18 protein-coding genes are annotated in these 23,211 nt (G+C 37.8%); 11 read left to right on the top strand and 7 right to left on the bottom strand.

What is annotated here, in order from left to right; all coding sequences use genetic code 11:
• Positions 1–9: 9 nt before the first annotated feature.
• Both D0817_RS01845 and D0817_RS01850 read left to right on the top strand, forming a co-directional pair.
• The gene (locus D0817_RS01845; protein WP_127336680.1) at positions 10–387 is read left to right on the top strand and encodes a VOC family protein; all 378 of its coding nucleotides are present in this window, start codon (positions 10–12) and stop codon (positions 385–387) included.
• Between the two features lie 17 nt (positions 388–404).
• On the top strand, positions 405–911 hold the full coding sequence (locus D0817_RS01850) for a DinB family protein (RefSeq protein WP_127336681.1): 507 nt from the start codon (positions 405–407) through the stop codon (positions 909–911).
• A gap of 219 nt (positions 912–1,130) precedes the next feature.
• Here the strand turns inward: D0817_RS01850 and D0817_RS01855 are convergent, their stop codons facing one another.
• Positions 1,131–1,292 carry a DUF1328 family protein gene (locus D0817_RS01855; RefSeq protein ID WP_095954205.1) on the bottom strand — a complete coding sequence of 54 codons (162 nt, stop codon included), beginning with the start codon at positions 1,290–1,292 and terminating at the stop codon, positions 1,131–1,133.
• Between the two features lie 398 nt (positions 1,293–1,690).
• On the opposite strand from D0817_RS01855, the gene D0817_RS01860 reads away from it, so the two are divergent.
• The 7 genes from D0817_RS01860 to D0817_RS01890 all read left to right on the top strand — a co-directional run bounded on the left by D0817_RS01860 (position 1,691) and on the right by D0817_RS01890 (position 11,263).
• A complete protein-coding gene (locus D0817_RS01860; protein WP_127336682.1) occupies positions 1,691–3,961 on the top strand; it encodes a glycosyltransferase in 2,271 nt (756 codons plus the stop codon).
• A 279-nt stretch (positions 3,962–4,240) separates the two neighbouring features.
• The gene (locus tag D0817_RS01865; RefSeq protein ID WP_127336683.1) at positions 4,241–4,999 is read left to right on the top strand and encodes an MlaE family ABC transporter permease; all 759 of its coding nucleotides are present in this window, start codon (positions 4,241–4,243) and stop codon (positions 4,997–4,999) included.
• A 2-nt stretch (positions 5,000–5,001) separates the two neighbouring features.
• On the top strand, positions 5,002–5,781 hold the full coding sequence (locus D0817_RS01870; RefSeq protein ID WP_127336684.1) for an ABC transporter ATP-binding protein: 780 nt from the start codon (positions 5,002–5,004) through the stop codon (positions 5,779–5,781).
• Positions 5,782–5,805: 24 nt separating this feature from the next.
• Positions 5,806–6,633: an MlaD family protein gene (locus D0817_RS01875; RefSeq protein WP_127336685.1), complete on the top strand. Its 828-nt coding sequence runs from the start codon at positions 5,806–5,808 to the stop codon at positions 6,631–6,633.
• 130 nt (positions 6,634–6,763) lie between these two features.
• Positions 6,764–9,577 (top strand): AsmA family protein, encoded by a 2,814-nt coding sequence (locus D0817_RS01880; RefSeq protein ID WP_127336686.1) that lies wholly within the window; start codon positions 6,764–6,766, stop codon positions 9,575–9,577.
• Between the two features lies 1 nt (position 9,578).
• The gene (locus tag D0817_RS01885; RefSeq protein WP_127336687.1) at positions 9,579–10,067 is read left to right on the top strand and encodes a low affinity iron permease family protein; all 489 of its coding nucleotides are present in this window, start codon (positions 9,579–9,581) and stop codon (positions 10,065–10,067) included.
• The gene (locus D0817_RS01890; RefSeq protein ID WP_127336688.1) at positions 10,064–11,263 is read left to right on the top strand and encodes an NAD(P)/FAD-dependent oxidoreductase; all 1,200 of its coding nucleotides are present in this window, start codon (positions 10,064–10,066) and stop codon (positions 11,261–11,263) included. The genes D0817_RS01885 and D0817_RS01890 overlap by 4 nt, the downstream gene beginning before the upstream one ends.
• 83 nt (positions 11,264–11,346) lie before the next feature.
• Here D0817_RS01890 and D0817_RS01895 read toward each other — a convergent pair whose 3' ends face one another.
• Positions 11,347–12,297: a bifunctional helix-turn-helix transcriptional regulator/GNAT family N-acetyltransferase gene (locus tag D0817_RS01895; RefSeq protein ID WP_127336689.1), complete on the bottom strand. Its 951-nt coding sequence runs from the start codon at positions 12,295–12,297 to the stop codon at positions 11,347–11,349.
• A 202-nt stretch (positions 12,298–12,499) separates the two neighbouring features.
• Positions 12,500–13,525 (bottom strand): helix-turn-helix domain-containing protein, encoded by a 1,026-nt coding sequence (locus D0817_RS01900; protein ID WP_127336690.1) that lies wholly within the window; start codon positions 13,523–13,525, stop codon positions 12,500–12,502.
• Positions 13,526–13,725: 200 nt separating this feature from the next.
• On the opposite strand from D0817_RS01900, the gene D0817_RS01905 reads away from it, so the two are divergent.
• Both D0817_RS01905 and D0817_RS01910 read left to right on the top strand, forming a co-directional pair.
• Positions 13,726–14,223 (top strand): DNA-deoxyinosine glycosylase, encoded by a 498-nt coding sequence (locus D0817_RS01905; RefSeq protein WP_127336691.1) that lies wholly within the window; start codon positions 13,726–13,728, stop codon positions 14,221–14,223.
• Positions 14,224–14,472: 249 nt separating this feature from the next.
• Positions 14,473–14,907: a DUF6526 family protein gene (locus D0817_RS01910; RefSeq protein ID WP_127336692.1), complete on the top strand. Its 435-nt coding sequence runs from the start codon at positions 14,473–14,475 to the stop codon at positions 14,905–14,907.
• Between the two features lie 204 nt (positions 14,908–15,111).
• Here the strand turns inward: D0817_RS01910 and D0817_RS01915 are convergent, their stop codons facing one another.
• The 4 genes from D0817_RS01915 to D0817_RS01930 all read right to left on the bottom strand — a co-directional run bounded on the left by D0817_RS01915 (position 15,112) and on the right by D0817_RS01930 (position 23,185).
• Positions 15,112–17,130, bottom strand: coding sequence for a glycoside hydrolase family 97 protein (locus tag D0817_RS01915; protein WP_127336693.1), 2,019 nt, complete (start codon positions 17,128–17,130; stop codon positions 15,112–15,114).
• Positions 17,131–17,155: 25 nt separating this feature from the next.
• A complete protein-coding gene (locus D0817_RS01920; protein ID WP_127336694.1) occupies positions 17,156–18,400 on the bottom strand; it encodes a glycoside hydrolase family 99 protein in 1,245 nt (414 codons plus the stop codon).
• A gap of 245 nt (positions 18,401–18,645) precedes the next feature.
• Positions 18,646–20,157, bottom strand: a complete 1,512-nt coding sequence (locus tag D0817_RS01925; RefSeq protein ID WP_127336695.1) for a RagB/SusD family nutrient uptake outer membrane protein — start codon at positions 20,155–20,157, stop codon at positions 18,646–18,648.
• Positions 20,158–20,185: 28 nt separating this feature from the next.
• Positions 20,186–23,185, bottom strand: coding sequence for a SusC/RagA family TonB-linked outer membrane protein (locus tag D0817_RS01930; protein ID WP_238160801.1), 3,000 nt, complete (start codon positions 23,183–23,185; stop codon positions 20,186–20,188).
• Positions 23,186–23,211: the final 26 nt, after the last annotated feature.

Genomic DNA, 23,211 nt, shown 5'->3' on the forward strand with positions numbered 1-23,211 from the left:
GCTATAACTATGAAATTACCTGTCGGACATCAGACCATCATGCCTTATTTAATTTTAGAGGGCGCCTTACAATTTATAGATTTTACCAAAAATGTTTTTAATGCCGAATCATCCGGTCAGCAGTCGCTTCGTGACGACGGAACTGTTATGCATGCCGAAATACGTATTGACGGAAGCACGATCATGGTTACAGACGCCTCTGAGGATTGGAAAAAACAAACCGCAAACGTATTTGTATACGTCCCGGATGCCGATGCAACTTTTGAAAAAGCAGTACAAGCCGGTGCAACAGTTCTTATGCCGCCAGGTGACCAGAATTATGGCAGGGCCTGTGGCGTAACGGATCCGTTTGGGAATGTCTGGTGGATTACAGCTGTAAAAAAATAATTTCTAAATCAACCAAAATGAAAACGGAAATTCAAAAAAATATAATCGAAACCTTTAAGGAATTAAACCAAAAGCTCGCCTCTTTTTCTGAAACAGAATTAAATACGATCCCGTTTGAAGGAAGCTGGACAGCGGGGCAAGTTATACAGCATTTGATTATGGGATGTTCCGGATTTCCGGAAATGTGTGCGGGAAAGACTGAAAAAACGTCCAGAAAGCCAGACGAAAAAGTAAAAGAGATAGAAGCGCTCTTCTTAAATTACGACATAAAAATGAAATCCCCGGACTACATCATTCCTCCAAATACAGAATACAACAAAAATTCACTAACACTATCCTTATTAAAAATAGAAAAAGAATTATTGACTGTTTCCGAAAAGTATGATTTAACCTTAACCGCCCTGGATTCGGAAGTTCCCGGATTCGGAAAATTTACCCTGTACGAATGGGTAAGCTTTGCGCTCATTCACATCAAAAGACATTTAAGTCAGCTTCAGGAAATTTCGAAGATGGTGATAGTATGAGAGGGGAGTTTAGTCTCAGTTTTTAGTCACAGTAACAGTTTTCGGTAAAATTATCTCATTATCAAATTATCAAATTATCAAATTATCTCATTATCAAATTATCTCATTATCAAATTGTCTAATTATCTAATTCTCCAATTCTCCCATTTTTACAAAAAATTAAAAGCGTCGTAAGTAGAACTCACGACGCTTTTAATTTATAAGATTAATGACTTATCACTAAACTTTTGTTCTTCCGCTTATTAATGAAATAATGAATAAAACTAAAAATATGAAGAATAAAACTTTCGCAATACTAGCTGCTCCGGCGGCAATTCCACCAAAGCCGAATATTCCGGCTATTATAGCAAGAATAATAAAAATGACTGTCCAACGTAACATATGATTTGTTTTTTTAGTTTATAAAATGACTTATGAGGTCTGATTTGTTATATCAAATTTCATTTTAAAAAACAGCTTCGTTTAACTCAATCCGTTTTTTTATTATCGCAATCAAGTATAAAACACAATAATTCTTAAAATTCAGCAGGATTATCAGAATTACCTCTTTTGCCTTACAGAATTCCCATGTAAATGCTTTAGAGTTAATTTTTTAGTGGATTGGATTAATCGTGGGTTTGCCTTAGTTCTAATTTTATCCTTACAAAATTACAAGCCACAAAAATGGAATTGGCTATAAAACAATACGTTAAAAGTAACAGCTGTTTTAGAACCGATCCCAAGAATGGGGTGACTCTGAACCTTTAAAGATTTATTAAACGAATTAAAAAATAATCCCAATGAAAGCAATATCAACTAAATCAAAAATAGTTTTTCTATCTACTTTCCCACCAAGACAATGTGGAATAGCTACTTATACGCAGGATACAATCAAAGGAATTACCGATGTTTTTGGCAAATCGGTTACTTGTGAAATTTGTGAACTGGTCGAAAATCCAAATACAAAATCAAAACAGGCATTTACTTTAAACACAAAAAACAGAGAAGAATATACTTCAGTTGCTCAGAAAATCAATAAGGACGACAGTGTAAAACTAGTTCACATTCAGCATGAGTTTGGTTTGTTCGGCGGAAATTACGGCGATCACTTGCTGGACTTTCTTAACGAGATCAAAAAACCTGTAACCTATACTTTTCACAGTGTGATCCCGAATCCAAACGATGAATTGAAAACTTTCGTAAAGCTGCTTTTGAGTTACAGCAATTCTGTTTTTGTAATGACCAATCAATCTGAAGAAATACTGATTAGAGATTACGACATTGCAAAAGATATCATTACTTGTGTACCTCACGGAACTCACGTGGTTGTTTATGAACCTCCTTATATAGCAAAAGAAAAATTCAATATTCAGGACAGACTGGTACTTTCCACTTTTGGCCTTTTGGGTGAAGGGAAGAATATTGAAACAGGCTTAAAAGCATTACCGAAAATTATAGAAAACACACCAAATGCGCTATACCTAATCATTGGAAAAACGCATCCTAACAATGTTATCAACGGAGTTGACACCTACAGAAATAAATTAGAGGAAATGGTCGCTGATCTACACTTACAGGATCATGTGAGATTTATAAACGAATACCTGGATACAGACCAGCTTTTAGAATACCTGAAAGCAACTGACATTTATATGTTTACGTCTAAAGATCCGAATCAGGCCGTAAGCGGAACATTTTCATACGCCATGAGTTGTGCCTGTCCGATTGTAGCATCAAAGATTCCGCATACCAAAGAGGTTCTGACTGCTGACTCCGGAATTTTGGTTGACATCGGAGATGAAGATCAATTTGCTGAAGCAGCTATTAAATTACTTTCTGATGAAAACCTAAGAGAAGAAATGGGAAAAAGCTCCTTTAGAAAAACAAGAGCTTCTTCCTGGGAAAATGTAGGGATCATCCACATGAATACTTATAAAAAACTAATGGATAAAACGTATGAGATCAAATACAGTTATCCTTCCATTCAATTGGCTCACATCAAAAAAATGACTACGGAGCTGGGAATGATCCAGTTCAGTAAAATTTCTGTTCCTGATCTTTCTTCCGGTTACACGCTGGATGATAATGCACGCGCACTGGTAGCCCTTTGTATGCATTATAAACTAACCCAAGACAAGGACGATTTACCATACATACTGATTTACCTGGATTTCATTGAGCGTTGCCAGAAACCAAAAGGCAACTTCATGAATTATGTAGATCAGTACAACAGGGAACATATCGAGCAAAATGCCGAAGTAAATCTGGAAGATTCTAATACGCGTGCCATTTGGGCATTGGGTACAGTGGTTTCACATTCTGACATTCTGCCGGAATCCATTACCAAAAAAGCTTCAAAATGTTTATTAAATTCCTTAAAATGGGCCGAAACTATTCAGTCGCCACGTTCGATTGGTTTTGCCACAAAAGGATTGTATTTATATCATAGCACCGTTCCTAATTTATATGTTGCTGCAATTATCAATAAATTGAATGCGAAACTGCTTTCCAATTATGAACTTTGTGCTACAAAAGACTGGAAATGGTTTGAAAATTATTTGACGTATGGTAACGGAATCCTGCCGGAATCGATGCTGTATGCTTATTTGGTGACGAATAAACCGATTTACAAAAAAGTGGCATTGGAATCTCTTGATTTCCTATCCTCCAAAATGTTTTACGACGACAGTTTCAGGGTAATTTCAAACAACGGATGGTACCACAAAGGTTCAGAACCGGAACAATATGGAGAACAGCCAATTGATGTATCGTATACGATCCAGACTTTAAATTCATTCTATAATGCTTTTAAAACTCCGGAATACAAACAGCAGATGAAAACGGCTTTTAACTGGTTCTTAGGAAAAAATCACCTCAACCAGATTATGTACAACCCGGTTAGCGGAGGCGGATATGACGGTCTTGAAAAAGACAATGTAAACCTGAACCAGGGTGCAGAATCAACAGTTTGTTTTCTGACGGCCCGATTAATCATGGAAAACCTTAAATTATCCGACAGTAAAGTAATCCCGTTAATGAAAGCGAAATCAAATATCGCCATTAACTCCTAAAAATATATTTAACTATACTTTTAACTAAAGAAACACATCAGTGTTATTACGCTTAAAATCCCTTTTTATAAAAGGGATTTTTTGTTTTTACCAAAATTCGGGTTAACGTTAACTTATTAAAATTATTGTACCGTTATGTTAATTATATAAACATCGAAAAAAGTTGTGTAAGAATTTTTGTTAACTAATAAGGTAATTTTATTGATAATAATAAAGGAAAATACAGATATGTTAAAATATTAATTTTCAAAAACTTAAACTAACTAAAACAGCAGTATTTTGATTCTCACTTTAAAAAATACATTCGAAGAGATAGGTAATGCAACATTGTTTGCAAAGCAGTTTTTTAAGGAAGTTTTTGTACCTCCTTATGAGGCAAAACAATTCGTGAAGCAATGCTATATTATAGGATATAAATCATTACCGCTGGTTGCTATAACCGGTTTTATTATGGGCCTGGTGCTTACACTGCAATCAAGACCAACTCTGGTAAAATTCGGAGCCGAATCCTGGCTGCCCGGGATGGTTGCACTTTCGCTAATCCGTGAAATTGCTCCTGTAATTACAGCCTTAATCTGTGCCGGTAAAATATCGTCGGGGATTGGTGCTGAACTAGGTTCCATGAAAGTAACAGAGCAAATTGATGCGATGGAAGTTTCGGCTATCAATCCGTACAATTATCTTGTGGTAACGCGCATTTTAGCGTGTACTTTAATGGTTCCGATATTGGTCTTTTTTGCTGATGCGATCGGAATTGTTGGCGGATACATTGGTATCAATATTCACGGTGATGTAAATTTTTACCGTTATCTGACACAAATTCTGCAGTCACTGGAATTTCTGGATTTATTTCCGGCCACCATAAAGACCTTTTTCTTTGGCTTTTTTATTGGAATGATTGGATGTTATAAAGGATTTAATGCGTCCAACGGAACCGAAAGTGTTGGAAAAGCAGCAAACTCTGCCGTGGTAACGGCTTCACTGGCCATTTTTATAATTGATATGGTAGCTGTTCAAATAACCGACTTATTTTTTTAAAGATGATTAAGGAAGAAAAAAATACAGAGAAAGAACCAAAGGCAAAAAGCAAAACTCCCATAATCGAGATTAAAAATTTGCACAAAACATTTGGCAAAAATAATAAAATTTTAAAAGGGGTTAACCTTACCGTAAATCAGGGCGAAGACCTGGTGATTCTGGGGCGTTCAGGTTCCGGAAAATCAGTAACCATCAAATGTATCGTTGGTTTAATTGAACCCGATAAAGGCGAAATTAAGGTATTTGATGAAAATGTGCTCAACCTGAGTAAAAGCGACCTGAATGAAATCAGGGTAAGAATTGGATTTTTATTTCAAAGTGGCGCATTGTACGATTCAATGTCGGTTCGCGAAAATTTAGCTTTTACGCTAAGAAAACACAAAAGGGATTTAGCGCCGGAGGAAATTGAAGCAGAAGTGGTAGAAGCCCTGGATAATGTAGGTCTAAGTGATGCCATCAATAAAATGCCCTCTGAATTGTCAGGCGGAATGCAAAAAAGAATTGGCCTGGCCAGGACTTTAATTCTTAAGCCTGAAATTATTTTATATGACGAGCCTACAACAGGACTGGATACGATAACATCAAGAGAAATCAGTGAACTGATCTTAGATATAAAACACAAACGAAAAACAACATCAATCATTATTACACACGATATGGCCTGTGCCAAACTTACTGCAGACCGCATTATGGTTTTAAAAGACGGTGTAATACATGCTGAAGGAACTTACGAAGAACTGGAGAAAAGCGAAGACGAATGGGTGCGCTCTTTTTTTGAATAAAATTTAAAAATAAAAATAGAAATCATGGATAAGCAATCTGGATATACTTGGAAATTGGGAATGTTTGTAACAGTAGGATTGTTGCTTTTTATAATAGCAATTTATTTTATCGGAAAACAAAAAAATCTTTTTGGATCAACATTTCATATCACATCACAATTTAAAACGGTCAGCGGTTTAGAGGTAGGAAATAATGTCCGTTTTTCAGGAATTAATATCGGAACAGTCGAAGAAATCAGGTTAATAAACGATTCTTCGGTCGTGGTATCAATGGTGATCAAAGATGACGTTCGCGAATTTATTAAAACTGATGCCCGTGCCAGTATTGGTTCAGACGGTTTAATGGGTGATAAAGTCCTGACAATTTCTCCGGGTGTTAAATCTACTAAAGTAGTTGAAAATAATGGTGCCATTGCCTCTCTCAACGGAATTGAGATGCAGGATTTAATGAAAAGCGTTAAAAAAAGTGTTGATAATGCTGCTGTCATCACCGATGAGCTTGCAATTTTCAGCCATAGTATGAATAACGGAAACGGAGCTTTGGCACGATTGGTCCGTGACGATAAAATGGCCAACAGCGTTTCTAAAACACTTACTAATCTTGAAAGCGGAACCAAAGGTTTTAGTGAAAATATGGAAGCAGCAAAAAGCAATTTCCTGCTTAGAGGCTACTACAAGAAAAAAGCTAAACAAAAAGAGAAAAAAGAGGAAGAAATAAAAGAGAAAAAAGAAGAACAACAGGAAAAAGCTCAAAAAGAAAAAGAGAAAAAGGAGAAAGAGCAAAAAGAAAAAGAGGAAAAGCAAAAAGAAGAGGACGCTAAAAAAGCAGAAGCTCTAAAAGAGAAAAAATAACTGCTTGTAAAATGTTTATTTGTGAAATGTAAAATGTATCCGAACTTTACTTTTTCCCGCCTTTTTTAAATTAAACCTTCGATTTTGAATACCTCTTCATTCTGAATATGAATTTTTAAATCAATTGTATATGCCATTTTCATTCAAACATACCGCCCTTAAGTTTTTAAAAATAACAGGAATAGTAATAGCAGGAATTCTGCTGCTACTATTCCTGATTCCGCTTTTATTTCCCGGAAAAGTTGCTTCCGAAGTCAAGAAGATTGCCAATGAACGTTTGGATACCAGACTCGATTTTACGAAATCAAGGCTTTCTTTTTTTACGCATTTCCCATCTTTAACCGTCTCCTTAGATGATTTATCGATGACCGGCTCTGCCCCTTTCGGCAATGATACTTTATTAAAAGCCGAACAGGTCGCTTTCGGAATCAACCTTAAAAGATTGATTTTCGACAACGAAGTAAAAATCAATAAATTATATGTATCCAAAGCCTTCATAAATGTAATGGTCAACCAGAAAGGACAGGCCAACTACAACATTTATATCGCTCCTGAAGATAAAAAAAATCAAAAGGACGATGCCGAAGAAGGAACTGCAATCAAACTGGAACGAATTGACCTTGAAGACTGTCACATCAAGTACAACGATCGCTCCGCCAAAATTCTGATCGATGCGAAGGGTTTTAATTATGTTGGAAAAGGGAATTTAAGCGAAGATATTTTTGATTTAAATACAGATGCAAAAATTGACAGTGTTGATTTTTATTACAACAGAACCGCTTACCTCAGAAAAAAAGAAGTCCGCGCTGATTTAATTACCCGGATCAATACACATGCACTTTCGTTTATTCTTCAGAAAAACGAATTAAGAATCAATAAACTGCCCCTACAATTTACCGGTTTGTTTACCATTTTACGAGATGGCTATAAAATCGATATTAAGGCAGCATCCGAAAAAACGACCTTAAAAGATTTATTTTCGGTCATGCCACCGGAATATTTAACCTGGATGAATGAAACCGAGATCTCCGGAAACAGTGATTTGCTTTTTACTTTTAAAGGAGATTATAACGTCGCCAAAAAGCTAAAACCGGACCTGGCTTTTAATATTAAAATAAATAAAGGCGCCATCAATTATCAAAATGCACCTGCTCCCCTGACGGATTTTCAGATGAACCTGAATGCCATCATGCCTTCCCTTGATATCGAAAAACTGCTCATTAACTTAAATACCCTTAAGTTTAAAGTAGGCGAAAAAGATTATTTCACCGCTTACCTGCACAGCAAAGGCTTTACCGAAATGGATGTCAATGCCAGTGTAAAAGGCGCATTGGACCTGGCTACGGTCGATGCCGCACTGGGCCTGACTTCACTTGAACTAAAAGGAATATTAAAAACCAATATTCAGGCAAGGGGAACTTTCAGCACCTCAAAAAAATTATTCCCGAAAACTATTGGCGGAATTTCACTGCGAAACGGCTGGCTTAAAACAGAATCCTATCCAAATCCGATTACCGATATCACTTTCGTCGCAAATGTGCTCAACAAGGCCGGGACATTTAAGGATCTGATCGTTTCTGTCGCCCCTGCTTCTTTTGCTTTTGAAGGGAATCCTGTGTATGTAAATGCGACACTTTCCGACTTTAGTGATTTGGCTTATAATGCCAAAATAAAAGGGGAACTGAATGTAGGACGCATCTATAAAGTTTTCTCTCAGAAGGGTGTTGACATCACCGGCTATGCAAAAGCGGACTTATCCTTAAAAGGAAAACAAAGTTATGCGACGACCGGACAATATGATAAATTAGACAATAAAGGAACCATAATCCTTAAAAACATCAAAGCCACCTCTGAGCTTTTCCCAAAAGCATTTTTTATCAAACAGGGGAATTTTCGTTTTCAAAATGAGAAAATGTGGTTTGAAAAATTTGATGCTTCTTATGGAAAATCGGATTTTGCCATTAACGGATATCTGCTGAATACCATTAATTACTTCCTGGAATCAAACGGAACACTGAGCGGGGATTTTAATATGAAATCCAGACTGATCAATGTCGATGAATTTATGGCGCTGGAGAAAGGAGAAAATAAGGATCGCAATATCGAAGTGGAGTATGCCAAAGAAGATCACCCGAAAATGAGCGGTGTCGTTATTATTCCGAAAAACTTAAACGTCGGACTTAGAACAAATGTGGATAAAGTAGCGTACAACGGTTTAATTCTAAACAAACTTGCCGGAAAAATCGGAATCACAAAAGGGAATTTTTACTTAGAAAAGACCACTTTCAATATTATTGACTGCATTATGGGGGTTGATGCCAACTATAAGGATGAATCGCCAACCTCGGCCCATTTTGATGCCCACTTTACAGCCAAAGATTTCAGTGTGCAAAGGGCTTACAAGGAAATTCCGATGTTTCACGATATGGTCAGTGCTGCCGAAAAAGCGCAGGGAATCATTTCTGTGGACTATAATATAAAAGGTGACCTTAACGGAAATATGGGGCCAATTTATGAATCCCTGGAAGGCGGTGGAGTTATTACTTTACGTGATGTACAGGTAAAAGGACTCAAATTATTTGACGGAATCAGTTCCCAAACAGGACAGAAAGGTTTAAATAATCCTGATATGCAAGGCATTGAAATTAACTCCACAATTGATAATAATCTGGTGCACATTGAGCCTTTTACGTTTACTGTCGCAGGTTTCAAACCAACTATAAAGGGAACTACCAGTTTTGACGGACTACTGGATTTACGAATGCGCCTGGGGCTCCCGCTTTTTGGACTTATCGGATTTCCGATTGTCATTACGGGAACACATGAAGAACCGAAAATCAAAATTTTCAGTAAGACCGGACAAAAGATAAACGACGCCGTTTATGACGAAAAAAACAATAAAGTAATACGGGAAGAAAAAGTCAGCAAAAAGAAAGTTAAATAAAATGAAAAATAAAAAACAGAAAGGCACCGGTGCATTCGAAAAATTTGCTTCAAAAGTTTCTAAGGCAGCAGGAAGTACGACTGCTTTTATAACTGCTTTTTTAATTGTTGTGGTCTGGGCCATTTGCGGTCCCGTTTTCGATTATTCTGAAACCTGGCAACTCGTAATAAACACAGGAACAACAATTATTACTTTTCTGATGGTCTTTTTAATTCAGAAAGCTCAAAACAAAGATTCTCTCGCAATACAGCTAAAATTAAATGAATTAGTAGCTTCAAACGAGTATTCGAGCAATAGTCTGGTTGACATTGAAAGCATGACCGAAGAAGAGATGATTATCGTACAGAAATACTATCACCGACTTAGTGAGCTTGCCAAAAAAGAAGAAAGCCTAAGAACATCACACTCTATTGCTGAAGCACATGAGCAGCATGAGCGAAAAGATAAAAACAGGACAAAATTGCGGACCAAAAACATCACAAAAAAATGAAGCTACGTTCAACAGAAACTTTCTGGCCATTAAAACATGCAATGGAAATAAGTTATCCGTCAATAGATTCAGATTTAGAGACGGAAATTTTAATTATTGGTGCAGGAATTACCGGAGCTCTGATTGCTTATAAACTCATCAACGAAGGAAAAAAAGTAATAATGGTGGACCGCCGTGATATTTGCAACGGGAGTACCGCTGCAAGTACTGCGCTGCTTCAGTATGAAATAGATGTTTCCTTGCATGAATTAGTAAAAATGAGAGGACTGGAATGCGCCGTTGACAGTTACAGAAATGGAAAAAAAGCCATTTTCGACCTGCGTACTATCATCGATACCATAAAAAGCGACTGTGAGTTTGAATTCAAAAAAAGCATTTATTTCTGTTCCCTTAAAAAAGATCTTCCCTTCCTTAAGGCTGAATTTAAATGCCGAAAAGAAAGCGGTTTCGATGTAAGCTGGCTGGAAAAATGGGATCTTGAGAAATTAGGGCTCAACGCACTTGCTGCCATCGAATCTAAAACGGCTGCAGTAATGGATCCCTATAAACTCGCCCAGGATTTAATACGTTACTGCGAGAAGAAAGGAATGCAAATTTTTGACCGTACCAATATTACCTCTACTCATACTCAAAAAGAAAAACTTATAGCACATGCTGAAAACAGGCACACTATTACCGCCGATCACATCGTGCACTGCAGTGGCTACGAAAGTACGGAAACAATTACAGAAAAGATCGTGGACCTGAAAAGCACGTATGTAATCGTTTCGGAAAATCTTCCTGATCTTCCCAAATCTTTTAAAAAAGCTATTTTTTGGGATACCTCGTCTCCGTACCTATATTTCCGCGGCACACAGGACAACCGAATCATCATGGGCGGTGGTGACGAAGAATTTAAAGATTCTAAAAAACGTGATAAGTTAATACCAAAAAAAGAACAGTTTTTATTGAAAAAATTTCAAAGAAAATTTCCCAATATTGACTTTAAAATCGATTATTCCTGGGCAGGAACTTTTGGTGAAACCAAAGATGGCCTGCCGTATTTCGGAAAACCAAACCCGAATAAAAACGAGCATTACGTTTTAGGTTTCGGAGGAAACGGAATTACCTTTAGTGTCATCGGAATGAATTCGATTTTATGTTCTGTTGAAGGTAAGAAACATAAGGATTTGGAGTATTACAGGTTTCATAGGTAGTTCTTTTAGGTTCTAAGGTTCTGAGATTCTAAGGCACTAAGTTTTTCTTAGCAACTTAGAATCTCAGAACCTTAGTAACTTCATTAAACAGCTAACTCCATCTGTATATTACAACGCTTATAAGGTGTTGCCAGTCCTGATACTTTTTGGAATCCTAATTTATGATACAAATTGATTGCGGGTTTAAGGATGGTATTACTTTCCAGGTATATTTTCTTCGCTCCTTGTTCTTTTGCGCTGTTTACAATCGCCTGCCCCAGTAACCAGCCAATATTTTTTCCCTGTGCTTTTGGCGAAACTGCCATTTTTGCCATCTCAAAATCATAAGTGTCATCTTTCATTTTGATCATGGCGCAGACACCGACAGGCTCATTATGATACAAAGCCACGAAAATCTTACCTCCTTTGTCCAGAATATATTCTTTCGGATTATCTAACGCCTTATAATCCGCTTCTTCCATTTCAAAATAGGTTGAAATCCATTCTACATTCAAAGCTTTAAAAGCATCCAAATATTTGGGTTCAAATGGTACAATCTGAACGTCCTGGCTTTCGCGTATTTTTTTATTTTCAATTACTCTTTTAAGCAGTGATTTTTGCTGGAGTAAAAACTCCCATTCTTCGAGTGCAGCCCAAAGATTATGGTTTGATTCTGTAATTAAAGACTCCACAGCCGCTTCAACATCAATCCATTGCAGTTTTAGTTCTTTCGAAAGCAGTATGCCTTGTTCTGTAAGAGCAACACTGTTTCTGCGTTTGTCGGCTGTTTTTAAATTTTCCTGAACGAGACCGACCGTTATCATTTCCTGAATAATTTTACTCACCGAAGGTTGCGAATGCCCAATCTCATTAGCGATTTCAGTAATGGTGATTTCCCGCTCCTCCATTAGCATATAAAAAACCGGAAACCATTTCGGCATAAAGTTAATCCCATACAGTTCATAAATCCTGGCCGCATCATCGGTAATCGTTGCAGTCATCAATCGAAGGCGGCTTCCTAAAGCTACCTTACCCACTTTATTAAAAAAATCCATTTTATAGTTGATTACATAATTAGTTATGCAAATATATGTATTTCTTAGATACTAAGGTTCTGAGCTGCTAAGTTTCTGAGTTTTTTTCTCAGTGTTCTAATAACAAGTTAACTGGTATCCTGATAAATCAACTTTTAAGGTCCAACCATTTCAAAGCATTTTCTTAGAACCTTAGCATCTTAGTGACTTAGTACCTAATAAATTAAGCTGTAATAGCCAACGGATTCAAGTTGAATTTATATTCTTTCGGACTGCAATTGAATTTTTGTTTGAAGATTTTAGAGAAGTAGCTTCTGCTGGTAAAACCGATACAATATACGATTTCTGAGATATTTAAATCGGAGGTTCTGATCAGGATCTCGGCTTTTAGGACACGCATATGGGTGATGTAATCATTCACGGTGCGATTGTGAATCATTTTAAAACCTTCCTGAAGTTTATTTGGAGACAGGCCTGATTTTTTACTTAATGATTTTATGGTAAAGGCTTCCTCCGGGTTTGCTTTAATAGCTTCCGAAAGTTCTTTTATTTCTTCCATTTCTCTTAAAGTAAGACAATTGGCATCTCTCGATGTAGCTGCTAAATCGTCTGTATGCTGCTGAATTTCCATAGCCAGGATAATTCGTAAAATACCTTCTTTCAGTAAGTTTCGAACAATTCCAGTCTGTGTTACAGCATTTAATTGTTCTATTTTCTCCCCAATTCTCAGATTATACGAACCCAGGTAAAAGAAATCTTCGCGTAAATCATTTTCAAAAAACGTTTCTTTTACTTTTACATTCAGGGAGTTAGGCTGGTTTTTATCGGCAATTTGAGTTCCGACAATAATAAGTGTAAACTTGGTTTTCACATCTTTTTCAAAAAATAAAACATTCTCATCGTCTCTCTTGGAAGAAAGTATTGCAGTCTGAAACGTTTTTAGTTTTCGTTCCTCACCCAAAATTCCAAAACTGTGGGACAGGTTTCCTTTCGAACAATACGCAAAATAAACAGGAGATGCTTTCGGATTCGTAATATTCATCCTTACATCTGCAGAGAAAGTCATGTCAAACTGAACATAAGAGATATCATCATTAAATGACGATCCGATTATGGATCCTTTAGCAAAACTATTATTGAAATCTAAAGTATATTCGTCTAAATCAAAAGTGACTTTACCTCCAATATTCAAAGCTAAAGCTTCAAAAATATCTTTAATTTTCTCTGTATTTATAGTAACTACTTTCATTTTGCTGTATTTTAAAATTCGATAATCTTAGTTTACTTATGCTCTTTTAGAAGAAACTCCACTTTGTAGAGAAATTCCTAAAATTGATAAGTCAAAGTTCCAATAAACAGCGTCGAAAATTGTTATATAATTTTTGTAAATTGTTTTATAATTTAATCTAAATGATTACTTTAAATATCAAATTTATTCCACCATAAAGCATGAAAAGTTTTTCTTTCTCCCCTATAAGCACAGAAGACGCTACCGTATTGATACTGGGAACTATGCCGGGCACTAAATCGCTGGAATTGAGTCAGTATTATGGTCACGCCCAAAATAATTTCTGGAAGTTTATTTTTACCGTTTTAAATGAAGATCCTTCCTTCGATTACGAAACTAAAAAGGCAATCCTCGTCAGGCATAAAATTGCTGTGTGGGATGTTTTGCAATTCTGCGACAGAGTCGGAAGCCTGGACAGTGCCATCAAAAATGAAATTTCAAATGACTTTGAATCATTTTTAAAAGAGCATCCTCATATTAAGACGATTCTCTTTAACGGACAAAAAGCGGCGGCCTTTTTTAAAAAATATGTATCACTCGAGAAAAAATACGAACTGATAACTTTACCTTCATCGAGTCCCGCAAATGCCAGTAAATCATTCGAATCAAAACTGGAAGAATGGAAAATTATAAGTTCATTTATTAGAGAAAACAACTAATGTTTGAATTGTATAAGATTATTGTTTTTAAATATAACAATCTCTTAACCTAATCCGATAATTTTACCAAAAGGTTTTAAGGTATTGAAATAATTTAACTCTTGTGTATTTATAAAACTCACTATTATAAATCATTTTCTAAGAAAAAAATTATAAAATATTGGTTGTTAGTTTATTTTGAGAAAAAAGCTATTCTTTTATTAGAATAGCTTTTATACTTTTACGATAGATCTCCAAACCCAAATCACTATGAAAATTCAAACTTACAAAAATCATATACGGTTTTACCCCCCTCATCATTTTGTATACTATCCTATTCTGACTGTATTTTTAACTGCCAGTATTTACTTTGCCGTGACAGAGGATGAAAAGTTAATCTGGGCTTTTATTAGCGTTGGTTTTGTCTTTTTATTTTGTCTTGCTTTTATGCTGCGTCAGCATTATGCCTTAACGCTGCAAAACAGGATCGTGAGACTGGAGCTTCGTTACCGTTACTTTACACTTTCAGGAAAAAGGTTTGAAGAATTTGAATACAAATTAACCGACGACCAGCTTTTTGCCCTTCGATTTGCACCCGATGATGAATTATTGCCACTAGTCGACTATGCCCTTAAAAGCAGCCTGAGCGGAGCCGCTATCAAAAAAGCAATTGTGCACTGGAAAGCGGATTATAACAGGGTTTAGGAAGAGTATAGAGTAAAGAATAAAGAGCAAAGAATATAGAGCTTTAGGCCAGATCCAAAGGCGATTTAACCATCACTTTCATTATATTTAAACCTCTGAACCTTTGTACCTCTGAACCTCTGAATTAACCTCAAAAAAAAAACCCGGCCTCTTTTCAGAAACCGGGTGTGTTGCTCAAATATAACTCAAATAAACTCAACTAACTTATTTTTCGACCGGAGTAAATTTTATGGCTGTTCCTCCTCCGGCTGCCAGTTTAATATTTAAAACTGTTTTACTATTTACTTTTTGCTTCGAAATGGTAACCGGATACGGATTTGTTTTATAGTTTGCTCCTGCACCATCTGCGTATATTTCTGCTTCGTATTCTTTGTTTTTATCCAAAAATGATAAGGTTACTTTCAGGTCACGGGCATCTCTGTTCGTGATTGAGCCCAGGTACCAGTTTTTTTCATTCCAGTCTTTACGGACAATTGTGGTATATGCTCCAATTTTAGAATCTAATACCTTTGTATCAGACCATGTGCAGGGAACGTCTTTAACAAACTGAAATTCCGGTTTTCCTTCGTAATTCTCAGGCAGGTCGGAAGCCATTTGCAACGGACTGAAAATGATTACGTACAAAGCCAGCTGATTGGCTAATGTCGTTTGTACTCTCGCTCCTGAAGGCGTTTTATAATCAAAATTGAAATTTCCCGGTGTATAATCAAATGGCCCTGATAACATTCTGGTAAAAGGCAAGGTCGTTAAATGCTCGGGAGTATTTCCGCCATCTGCAGACCACGCATTGTATTCCTGCCCTCTTCCTCCCTCTTGTGACATGAAGTTTGGATAGGTACGCTGGATTCCGGTTCCTTTCATCGGTTCGTGATTATCGATCATGATGTGATATTTCGCTGCCGTTTCAATTACTTTTCTGTAATGACGTGCTCCGTACTGGCTGTCGTGCCACTCTTTTTTATCTAAAAATTTGTTTACATAACCGGTCTTCACTGAATTTACCCCCATTTTCTGATACAATTTAAAGGCATCTTCCAACTGATTTTCGTAGTTTTTAGTAGCCCCGGCAGTCTCGTGATGTCCGATTAAGCGAACATTTTTCATGGCGGCATATTTGGTAATTTCTTCCAGATTAAAGTCCGGATACGCTTTTACAAAACTGAAAGCAGATCCGTCGGCAGTCCAGTCTCCGTCCCAGCCTTCGTTCCAGCCTTCCACCAGAACGCCGTCAAAATTGTTTTTCGCAGCAAAATCAATGTATTCTTTGGTATTCTTGGTGGTCGCTCCATGTTTTGCGCCTTGTCCCCAGGTAAATTTTTCCAAATGCATGCCCCACCAGATTCCAATATACTTGGAGGGTGTGATCCAGGATAAATCTTCAATTTTTGAAGGTTCATTTAAATTCAGCACGATGGTTGAAGTAGCCACGTCGCCCGGCTTTTTACCGACTATTATCGTTCTCCATGGGGTTTTAAAAGGCGTTTCCGCATATACTTTTACACCATCTGCCCAGGCTACGAGATCACTTTTATATTGCTTATCCGATGTTTTCAATAAGGTCATTGAGGCAAAATCGGTCAGGTTCGCTTCGTGAATGGCAACATACAATTTGTCTTTCGTTTCAAAAGTGGCGGGTGTATTGATCGTATCGGTTTTACTCATCAGCGTTTTGCGATAGGTGCTTTCGTAATAGCTGTTTTCGCGGTGTACGGGAATCCACCAGACTTCATTATTCTCTTTGAAAGTAAACTGGGTGATTTCATTGGAGATTTTTACTTTCCCTAAATGGGGCTGTTTCGGAAATTCATATCTGAACCCCAAACCATCGTCAAAAACCCTGAAAATAATATCTACCAAACGCTCTTCGCCTTTTGATTCCTTCAAATGAACAATCATCTCGGTATGATGATCCCTCACTTTTTTGAATTCCCCCCAGGGCTGTTCCCAGATTTCATCAGCCGTTTTTTCTTCGGTTGAAACCACCTCAAAATCTTCTGTCATCTTCCGGATTCCCTGAAATTCAAAACCTAATAAAGAAGGTTCAATAACTGATTTCCCATTAGATGAAAAGCTGTATTGAGGCTGTCCTGAAGCCGTTAATTCAAAAACCAGTGTAGCGTTTTTATCAGGTGAGCTTATGGTATATGTTTTTTTAGTATTGCACGCAAAAATCAGCATCGAAGCTAAAGTAATCAGGCAATAGCTATATCTTATGTTTTTCATTATCTAATTGTATTAATGACAACTCTTATTTAATTTCATTTAATAACTGTTTTGCTTTTGTAGGCTGCATGGAAACAAAATAATTAAAAGCCTGGTCTAATTTTCTCTGGGCATCGGCATTGCCTTTCTTTTGTGTGCGTAAATTGTATAACTGGCTGATATCGGGAAATACATTTTCAGTGTTTTTAACTCCTGCAAAAGCTTTCACTTTTTCGATATAAGTGTATCCGAATTCTACGGTAGGTTCGAACATCGTACCTTCTCCAAAGTCGTTCCAGGTAATTAATTGCAGATAATTCAGATTGGCATTTTTGGCCATGGCAAGTGTTTCGTCAAGTGTTGCCCCATTATTGTGTTCAATGGTCCATCCAATGGCTGCTCCGCCTCCGCCCTGCGCATAAAAATCTTTAAAACCCGGATAGGCACTTCCTATCGCCACTGAAAGTTTTGGTTTTGTATTCGTGTAAAAATTAGTCAGATACGTGCTGTTTTTATACACCCAGGCATATTCGCCTGAAGCATTATCCCCAGCTTCAACCGATTGGTCCCAAAGGGTAACGAAGGTCGGTTTTGCGGTCAGGGTATTAAAAATGTTGGTCCATTCTGCCGGTGTCTGTAATACAATTGGCCCGAAATTCAGCAATAATGGTTTACCGTTTACCTTGATATAATTTTTATCATCGAAATAATTTTTCTCCATGTAAGCTAAATCGGTTTTAGCGGCGCTGGTCACCGAAATGGCTTTACCTGCGTCGACAGCACTTTTCGTTACTCTGTCTTCATATACAATCGCATATTCCAATCCCACCTTTTCCAGCATGGCAATAAGCTGTTCTGTATTTTCTTTTACCATTCTGTAATCGTAAACATCATAAGTGCCGTACCAGTCAATCAGAACACCATCAATTCCTGAATATTTCATCAATAATAAATGATTCTCAATCACACTTTTATCGCCTGAATGATACGGACCGATAAGCGGGTAATAATAAGAAGCGATCTCCCTGCGGTTGTTTGCATCTTTGTTATTTGGATTTTTGTTGGCCATTGTCCAGTGATAGCCCCATTTTTTATCGGCACTGCTTTCGTTGGTTTCAAACCAGGGCATATAGTGCACATAAATTTTAGTGCTGTTTGTTTTTTCAATCGCAACGGCTGCAACGGTTTCCGGCGTTGTTGGTGTATCTGAATTTTTATCGTCGCTGCTGCAACCGAGCGCCACTAAAAAATTTATAATTACACATAATAATAATGTGATGTATTTTTTCATTTGAATTGATGTTTGTTTTTATACCTCGTCTTTCGCTCTGCTTAAAAATGTCTGCCAAAATTTAGTCTGTATCTTTTTGCTACTGATTAAGAGATGAAAAAAGATTTTATATAGTGTTTTCTTAACTTTAGAATCTGTGAAAATCTTTTAATCTGTGGCTAAAAATATATTTTTGTGAAAATTGAGTATTTAAAATATGTCAGCCTTCCACGACTAACCAACATGGAAGACTGACATTCAGAAATCTAATTTACAGGATACCCGGGATTCTGATTCAGGTTTTTATTTGTCGTTAAAACACTGCTCGGAATAGGAAAAATAGCTCTGGTTTTATCGGTAGCCCCTTTTTCCCACCAAGGCAAAAAGAAAGTTCCGAAACGAATGTTATCTGTTCTTCTTCTTCCTTCGAAAGTAAATTCCTTAAGCAGCTCCTGATCGATAAAATGAAGATCTATTGTGGCCGGCATTTCTTCTCCGGCACGTGCTGTAATTTGTTGCAAAAACGGTCTCGCTAACTCAGGTGAACCTAAACGCACATAACATTCTGCCTGCATCATAAGGATTTCCGCATAACGAATCAGGACAAAATCGTGATCACGTTCCCAGTTTTCCCCGGCTTTCATTTCATACTTACCTAAACGGACTCCTTCGTTTTCTTTGGCATCGCCTAAACTCGTCAGGTTTTCTGTATAAGTAAGCGGTTCTCCGTTATCCATAATAATTACTGACCCTGTTGCCAGATTGATCTGATCACCCGCAAGCATACATTTTTTTCTTTTGTCTGTATCGGCAAAAGCAGAATAAACGCCCGGTTGTGCACACATTCCGTTGGCGCTCCAGGGATAATTTCCCGTGGGGGAAAGCGTCAGTTTGTGCAGATAATGACAAGACATTGAACTCATATAATTCCCTACTGTTCCCGCTTTTGAATCATATGGAATAGCAAAAATAATTTCGGTTGATGTCTGGTTTTCTGTGGCGAAATTGGCAAAGAAATCCGGTGTTAAAGTATAACCCGTCACTTTCTGGCACATCGAAAGACAATCCTGCCAGCGCGGTGTTCCGATGAATGCTTCTGAATTAAGATACAATCTTGCCAAAATGGAGTAAGCCACATTTTTAGTCAGTTTTGAATACACTACATTGGAGTTCAGATGCGGAATGGCATCCAGTAATTCTTTCTCTACAAAATCATATACCTGTTTTCTTGTCGAATTAGAAGGCAAATCAAGATCCTCAAAATTGGTTACAATCGGCACATTGCCAAACATATCCAAAAGGTTGTAATAGTAATACGCTCTTAACGCTTTTAACTCTGCATAAATCGGTGTTTTTGCCTGAGTGGTCAACGATGATTTGTCTATCTGATAAATGATCGCATTGATTTTGGCAATTCCGGTGTAGTTGTAACGCCAGGCCGAAAGAATCATTCTGTTGTCGGGTTTCCAGGTATGTTTTTGCGCGTCCTGATATTGTCCGCCATCGTACCAGTTTGTTCCTCTGGTCGGAATGGTCGCTTCATCAGAAACCACTTCATTCAAAAAGAAAACATATTCACAAGTTGGGTAATTATTGGATATCCCGTCTGCAAATCCTCTTAAAGAAGAATAAGCTCCACCTACCAGCGCATCAATTTCTTTTGGAGTATTTCCAAAATTTCCGTCTTCTACTTTATCATATAAATCTTCATTCAAATTTGTACATGACACCGTAAAAAGCATGCTTAAAAGTATCGCTGCTGTTATTTTGATTTTCATTTTTAATATTTTATGGTTATCAATTCGCTTAGTTATTCAGCGTAAAATTTAATCCAACAGAAATCGTTGTTGGTCGTGGATAATTGTTGTATCGGTCAATTCCGGGCGCAGCCAGTCCGGTTTGGTCTGCACCATCTTGTGCATTTAGGCCAATTTCCGGATCTACACCTTTGTAACTTGTAAATACAGCAAGGTTTTCTCCCATTAAATAAATTCTGAGCTTAGAGCCTTTGTATTTCAGCGGTAATGTATATCCCACAGAAAGGCTCTGAAGCCTGAAAAAAGAAGCATCTTCTATCCAGTAGCTGGAATATTTCGGTGCAGAAGTGATTCCGCTTGACAGGAAATCATCCGGAACGTTGAAAGCCGGAAGCCTGTTCGGATCGTTCAGCATCATATTGGTCGCATTCAATGCTTTTTGTCCAAACATTCCATATCCTGAAATACCCAGATCAAAATTTCCGTAGGTAAAGTTCATTCCGATTCCTAAAGTCAGATCCGGCTGTACATTTCCTAAATCTTTTTTATCGGCATCTACCAAGGCACTCTCTGCTACCGTCTCCCCTCCTGCATTGTAGTATAACATTTTTCCATCGGCATCAAGGCCAGCACTTTGAAATCCCCAGAACGTTCCAACCGGATATCCTTCGGCAATCACCTGAGAATATTGTCCGGACATACCGGCTAATCCGTGTAAAGATCCGCTGTAGATTACATCTGTTTTATAGGTTGGATTTGATAATTTTTCAATTTTCTGAATGTTGTGTCCAAGCGTCAGATTCGCATCCCAGGTAAATTTATTTCCTTTAATGATGTTGGCATTCAAAGTAAGTTCGACACCTCTATTGGACATTTCACCCACGTTGGCCAGCATGGTTCCCACTAAATATGGAGGCTGCGGTACTTCATACGTATACAATAAATCTTTTGTCGTTTTGGAATACCATTCGAATGAACCCGTAATTCTGTTGAATAAACCGAAATCTACCCCAATATTAATTTGTTGTGTGGATTCCCATTTCAAATCAGGATTCGGGTTTTGCTTTGGAGAATACGCTAAACTCCAGGTCTTCGTAACCGGATCGTAGTAACTGTCGTTTCCAACTCCTAAAATAGAAAGTGATTTGTACTCGCCAATTCCGTCCTGATTACCCGTAACTCCGTAACCTACTCTTAGTTTGAGGTTGTCTAACCAGCCTTTGGACGAATCCATAAATTCTTCTCCTGAAATTTTCCAGGCAGCAGAAGCAGACGGGAACGTTCCCCATTTATTGTTTTCACCAAAGCGGCTTGAACCGTCACGTCTCACCGTAGCGGTCAGAAGGTATTTTCCGTCGTACGAATAATTCGCACGGGCAAAAAACGAAACCAGGTTTGATTTTCCTTTATACGAATACACATCGCCCAAACGATAATTGTAACCGGCACCTAAATTGTTATATCCGAAAGCATCGGTCACAAAACCGCTTCTTTGTGCTCCGAAACCTTCATACATATTTTCGAAATATGAATATCCGGCTAAGGCCCCAATAGTGTGTTTGTCTAAAGTTTTGTTGTAATTTACAAAGATTTCACCCTGCGCATTGGTGTATTCCGCATAGGTTCTTTGCGCATAACCGTCTTCTGTTCTTCCTTCCATAACCGCGTACGATGGTTTGTAAGTCGCTCCTTTTACGGCATTATGTTCAAGTGAAATATTTGCTGAAGCTGTAAAATCTTTCAGAAATTTAACCTCTGTTTTAAAATATCCCAAAAGTCTGTGTCTTTCGTTGTCAACGGTTCTGTTGGTTAGAATTTCTACCGGATTTTCGTAGATATTTCCACTCACGGAAGAGAAATTTCCATTGGCGTCATACACCGGAATCGTTGGGTTTAAATTATAAGCACGTTCAAAAATTCTGTAATCGATAGGATTCCATTTGTCGATATTGGCAAACAATCCCATATCGAATTTCACGTCTTTGTTATCGCCAAGATATTGGTAGGCACTAACATTACCGCTGATTCTTTCCAGGCCTGATTTTTTTATCACTCCTTCATTATTCAAATAGGAGATGGAAGTTCTGAAACCGCTGTCTGCTTTTCCGGAATTGATACTTAAAGTGTGTGATTGCGAAATAGCAGTTTGTTCTATGGCTTTCTGCCAGTTGGTATTTCCGCCGTAATCGACAGCATCTGTATTTCCGGTCTGACGTACATGGCCTCTCCATTGATTGGCAGATAAAAGATCTAAATTATCAGCCACATAACCCGTACTTGATAAGCCGCTGTAAACGACAGAAACTCCTTTTGTCCCTGATTTAGTGGTAATCATGATCACCCCGTTTGCCCCTCTTGAACCGTAAATAGCCGTTGCCGAAGCATCTTTTAAAACGTCTATCGATTTGATATCTGAAGGCTGAACGACGTTGATATCAACTCCTGCAATACCATCGACCACAATCAGCGGACTGTTACTGGCGGTCAGGGAAGTTCCTCCACGCAAACGCAGCGTAGCTCCTGCAGCCGGATCACCGGAAGGACGAATGATATTCAGTCCCGCTACTTTTCCCTGCAAAACCTGCTCGGTAGAAGAGATCGTTCCTTTTACTAAATCATCTGCCCCAACGGTAGAAATCGCACCGGTTAAATCTGATTTTTTTACTTTTCCGTATCCGACAGAAACCACCTGAACTTCTGCCAGTGCATACCCGTCATTTTGCAGACGGACATCCACATTAGCAGTTGTTGCAGTAATCTGAACTTTTTGGGTCGTAGATCCAATGAAGGATACTTCGATCGCACCTCCTACGGCTACCTGCAAGGTAAATTTTCCGTCGAAATCTGTAGTGGTTCCGTTTTTGGTTCCCACCTCAATAACAGAAGCTCCCGGCAGTACACTTCCTGTATTGTCGTAAACGGTTCCTGATACCTGCTTTTTTCCCTGGGCAAAAGCGCCTGCCGAAAGGAAAAGCATGAAAATCATCAATACCGCCGATTTAGTAGTCCACATAAGATGCAGGACTCCTTTTTTATTTTTACTATTCATTAGAATTGGTGTTTTAATTTGATAGT

This window comes from Flavobacterium cupreum (assembly GCF_003996965.1).
In the GTDB taxonomy this organism is placed as follows: domain Bacteria; phylum Bacteroidota; class Bacteroidia; order Flavobacteriales; family Flavobacteriaceae; genus Flavobacterium; species Flavobacterium cupreum.

What these genes read in the sequence shown, in the direction of transcription:
- D0817_RS01920 (WP_127336694.1), bottom strand. Translation starts at nt 18,400, where the DNA reads ATGAAAAAATACATCACATTATTATTATGTGTAATTATAAATTTTTTA.
- D0817_RS01855 (WP_095954205.1), bottom strand. Translation starts at nt 1,292, where the DNA reads ATGTTACGTTGGACAGTCATTTTTATTATTCTTGCTATAATAGCCGGA.
- D0817_RS01890 (WP_127336688.1), top strand. Translation starts at nt 10,064, where the DNA reads ATGAAGCTACGTTCAACAGAAACTTTCTGGCCATTAAAACATGCAATG.
- D0817_RS01900 (WP_127336690.1), bottom strand. Translation starts at nt 13,525, where the DNA reads ATGAAAGTAGTTACTATAAATACAGAGAAAATTAAAGATATTTTTGAA.
- D0817_RS01885 (WP_127336687.1), top strand. Translation starts at nt 9,579, where the DNA reads ATGAAAAATAAAAAACAGAAAGGCACCGGTGCATTCGAAAAATTTGCT.
- D0817_RS01910 (WP_127336692.1), top strand. Translation starts at nt 14,473, where the DNA reads ATGAAAATTCAAACTTACAAAAATCATATACGGTTTTACCCCCCTCAT.
- D0817_RS01845 (WP_127336680.1), top strand. Translation starts at nt 10, where the DNA reads ATGAAATTACCTGTCGGACATCAGACCATCATGCCTTATTTAATTTTA.
- D0817_RS01850 (WP_127336681.1), top strand. Translation starts at nt 405, where the DNA reads ATGAAAACGGAAATTCAAAAAAATATAATCGAAACCTTTAAGGAATTA.
- D0817_RS01870 (WP_127336684.1), top strand. Translation starts at nt 5,002, where the DNA reads ATGATTAAGGAAGAAAAAAATACAGAGAAAGAACCAAAGGCAAAAAGC.
- D0817_RS01860 (WP_127336682.1), top strand. Translation starts at nt 1,691, where the DNA reads ATGAAAGCAATATCAACTAAATCAAAAATAGTTTTTCTATCTACTTTC.
- D0817_RS01925 (WP_127336695.1), bottom strand. Translation starts at nt 20,157, where the DNA reads ATGAAAATCAAAATAACAGCAGCGATACTTTTAAGCATGCTTTTTACG.
- D0817_RS01875 (WP_127336685.1), top strand. Translation starts at nt 5,806, where the DNA reads ATGGATAAGCAATCTGGATATACTTGGAAATTGGGAATGTTTGTAACA.
- D0817_RS01905 (WP_127336691.1), top strand. Translation starts at nt 13,726, where the DNA reads ATGAAAAGTTTTTCTTTCTCCCCTATAAGCACAGAAGACGCTACCGTA.
- D0817_RS01930 (WP_238160801.1), bottom strand. Translation starts at nt 23,185, where the DNA reads ATGAATAGTAAAAATAAAAAAGGAGTCCTGCATCTTATGTGGACTACT.
- D0817_RS01880 (WP_127336686.1), top strand. Translation starts at nt 6,764, where the DNA reads ATGCCATTTTCATTCAAACATACCGCCCTTAAGTTTTTAAAAATAACA.
- D0817_RS01895 (WP_127336689.1), bottom strand. Translation starts at nt 12,297, where the DNA reads ATGGATTTTTTTAATAAAGTGGGTAAGGTAGCTTTAGGAAGCCGCCTT.
- D0817_RS01915 (WP_127336693.1), bottom strand. Translation starts at nt 17,130, where the DNA reads ATGAAAAACATAAGATATAGCTATTGCCTGATTACTTTAGCTTCGATG.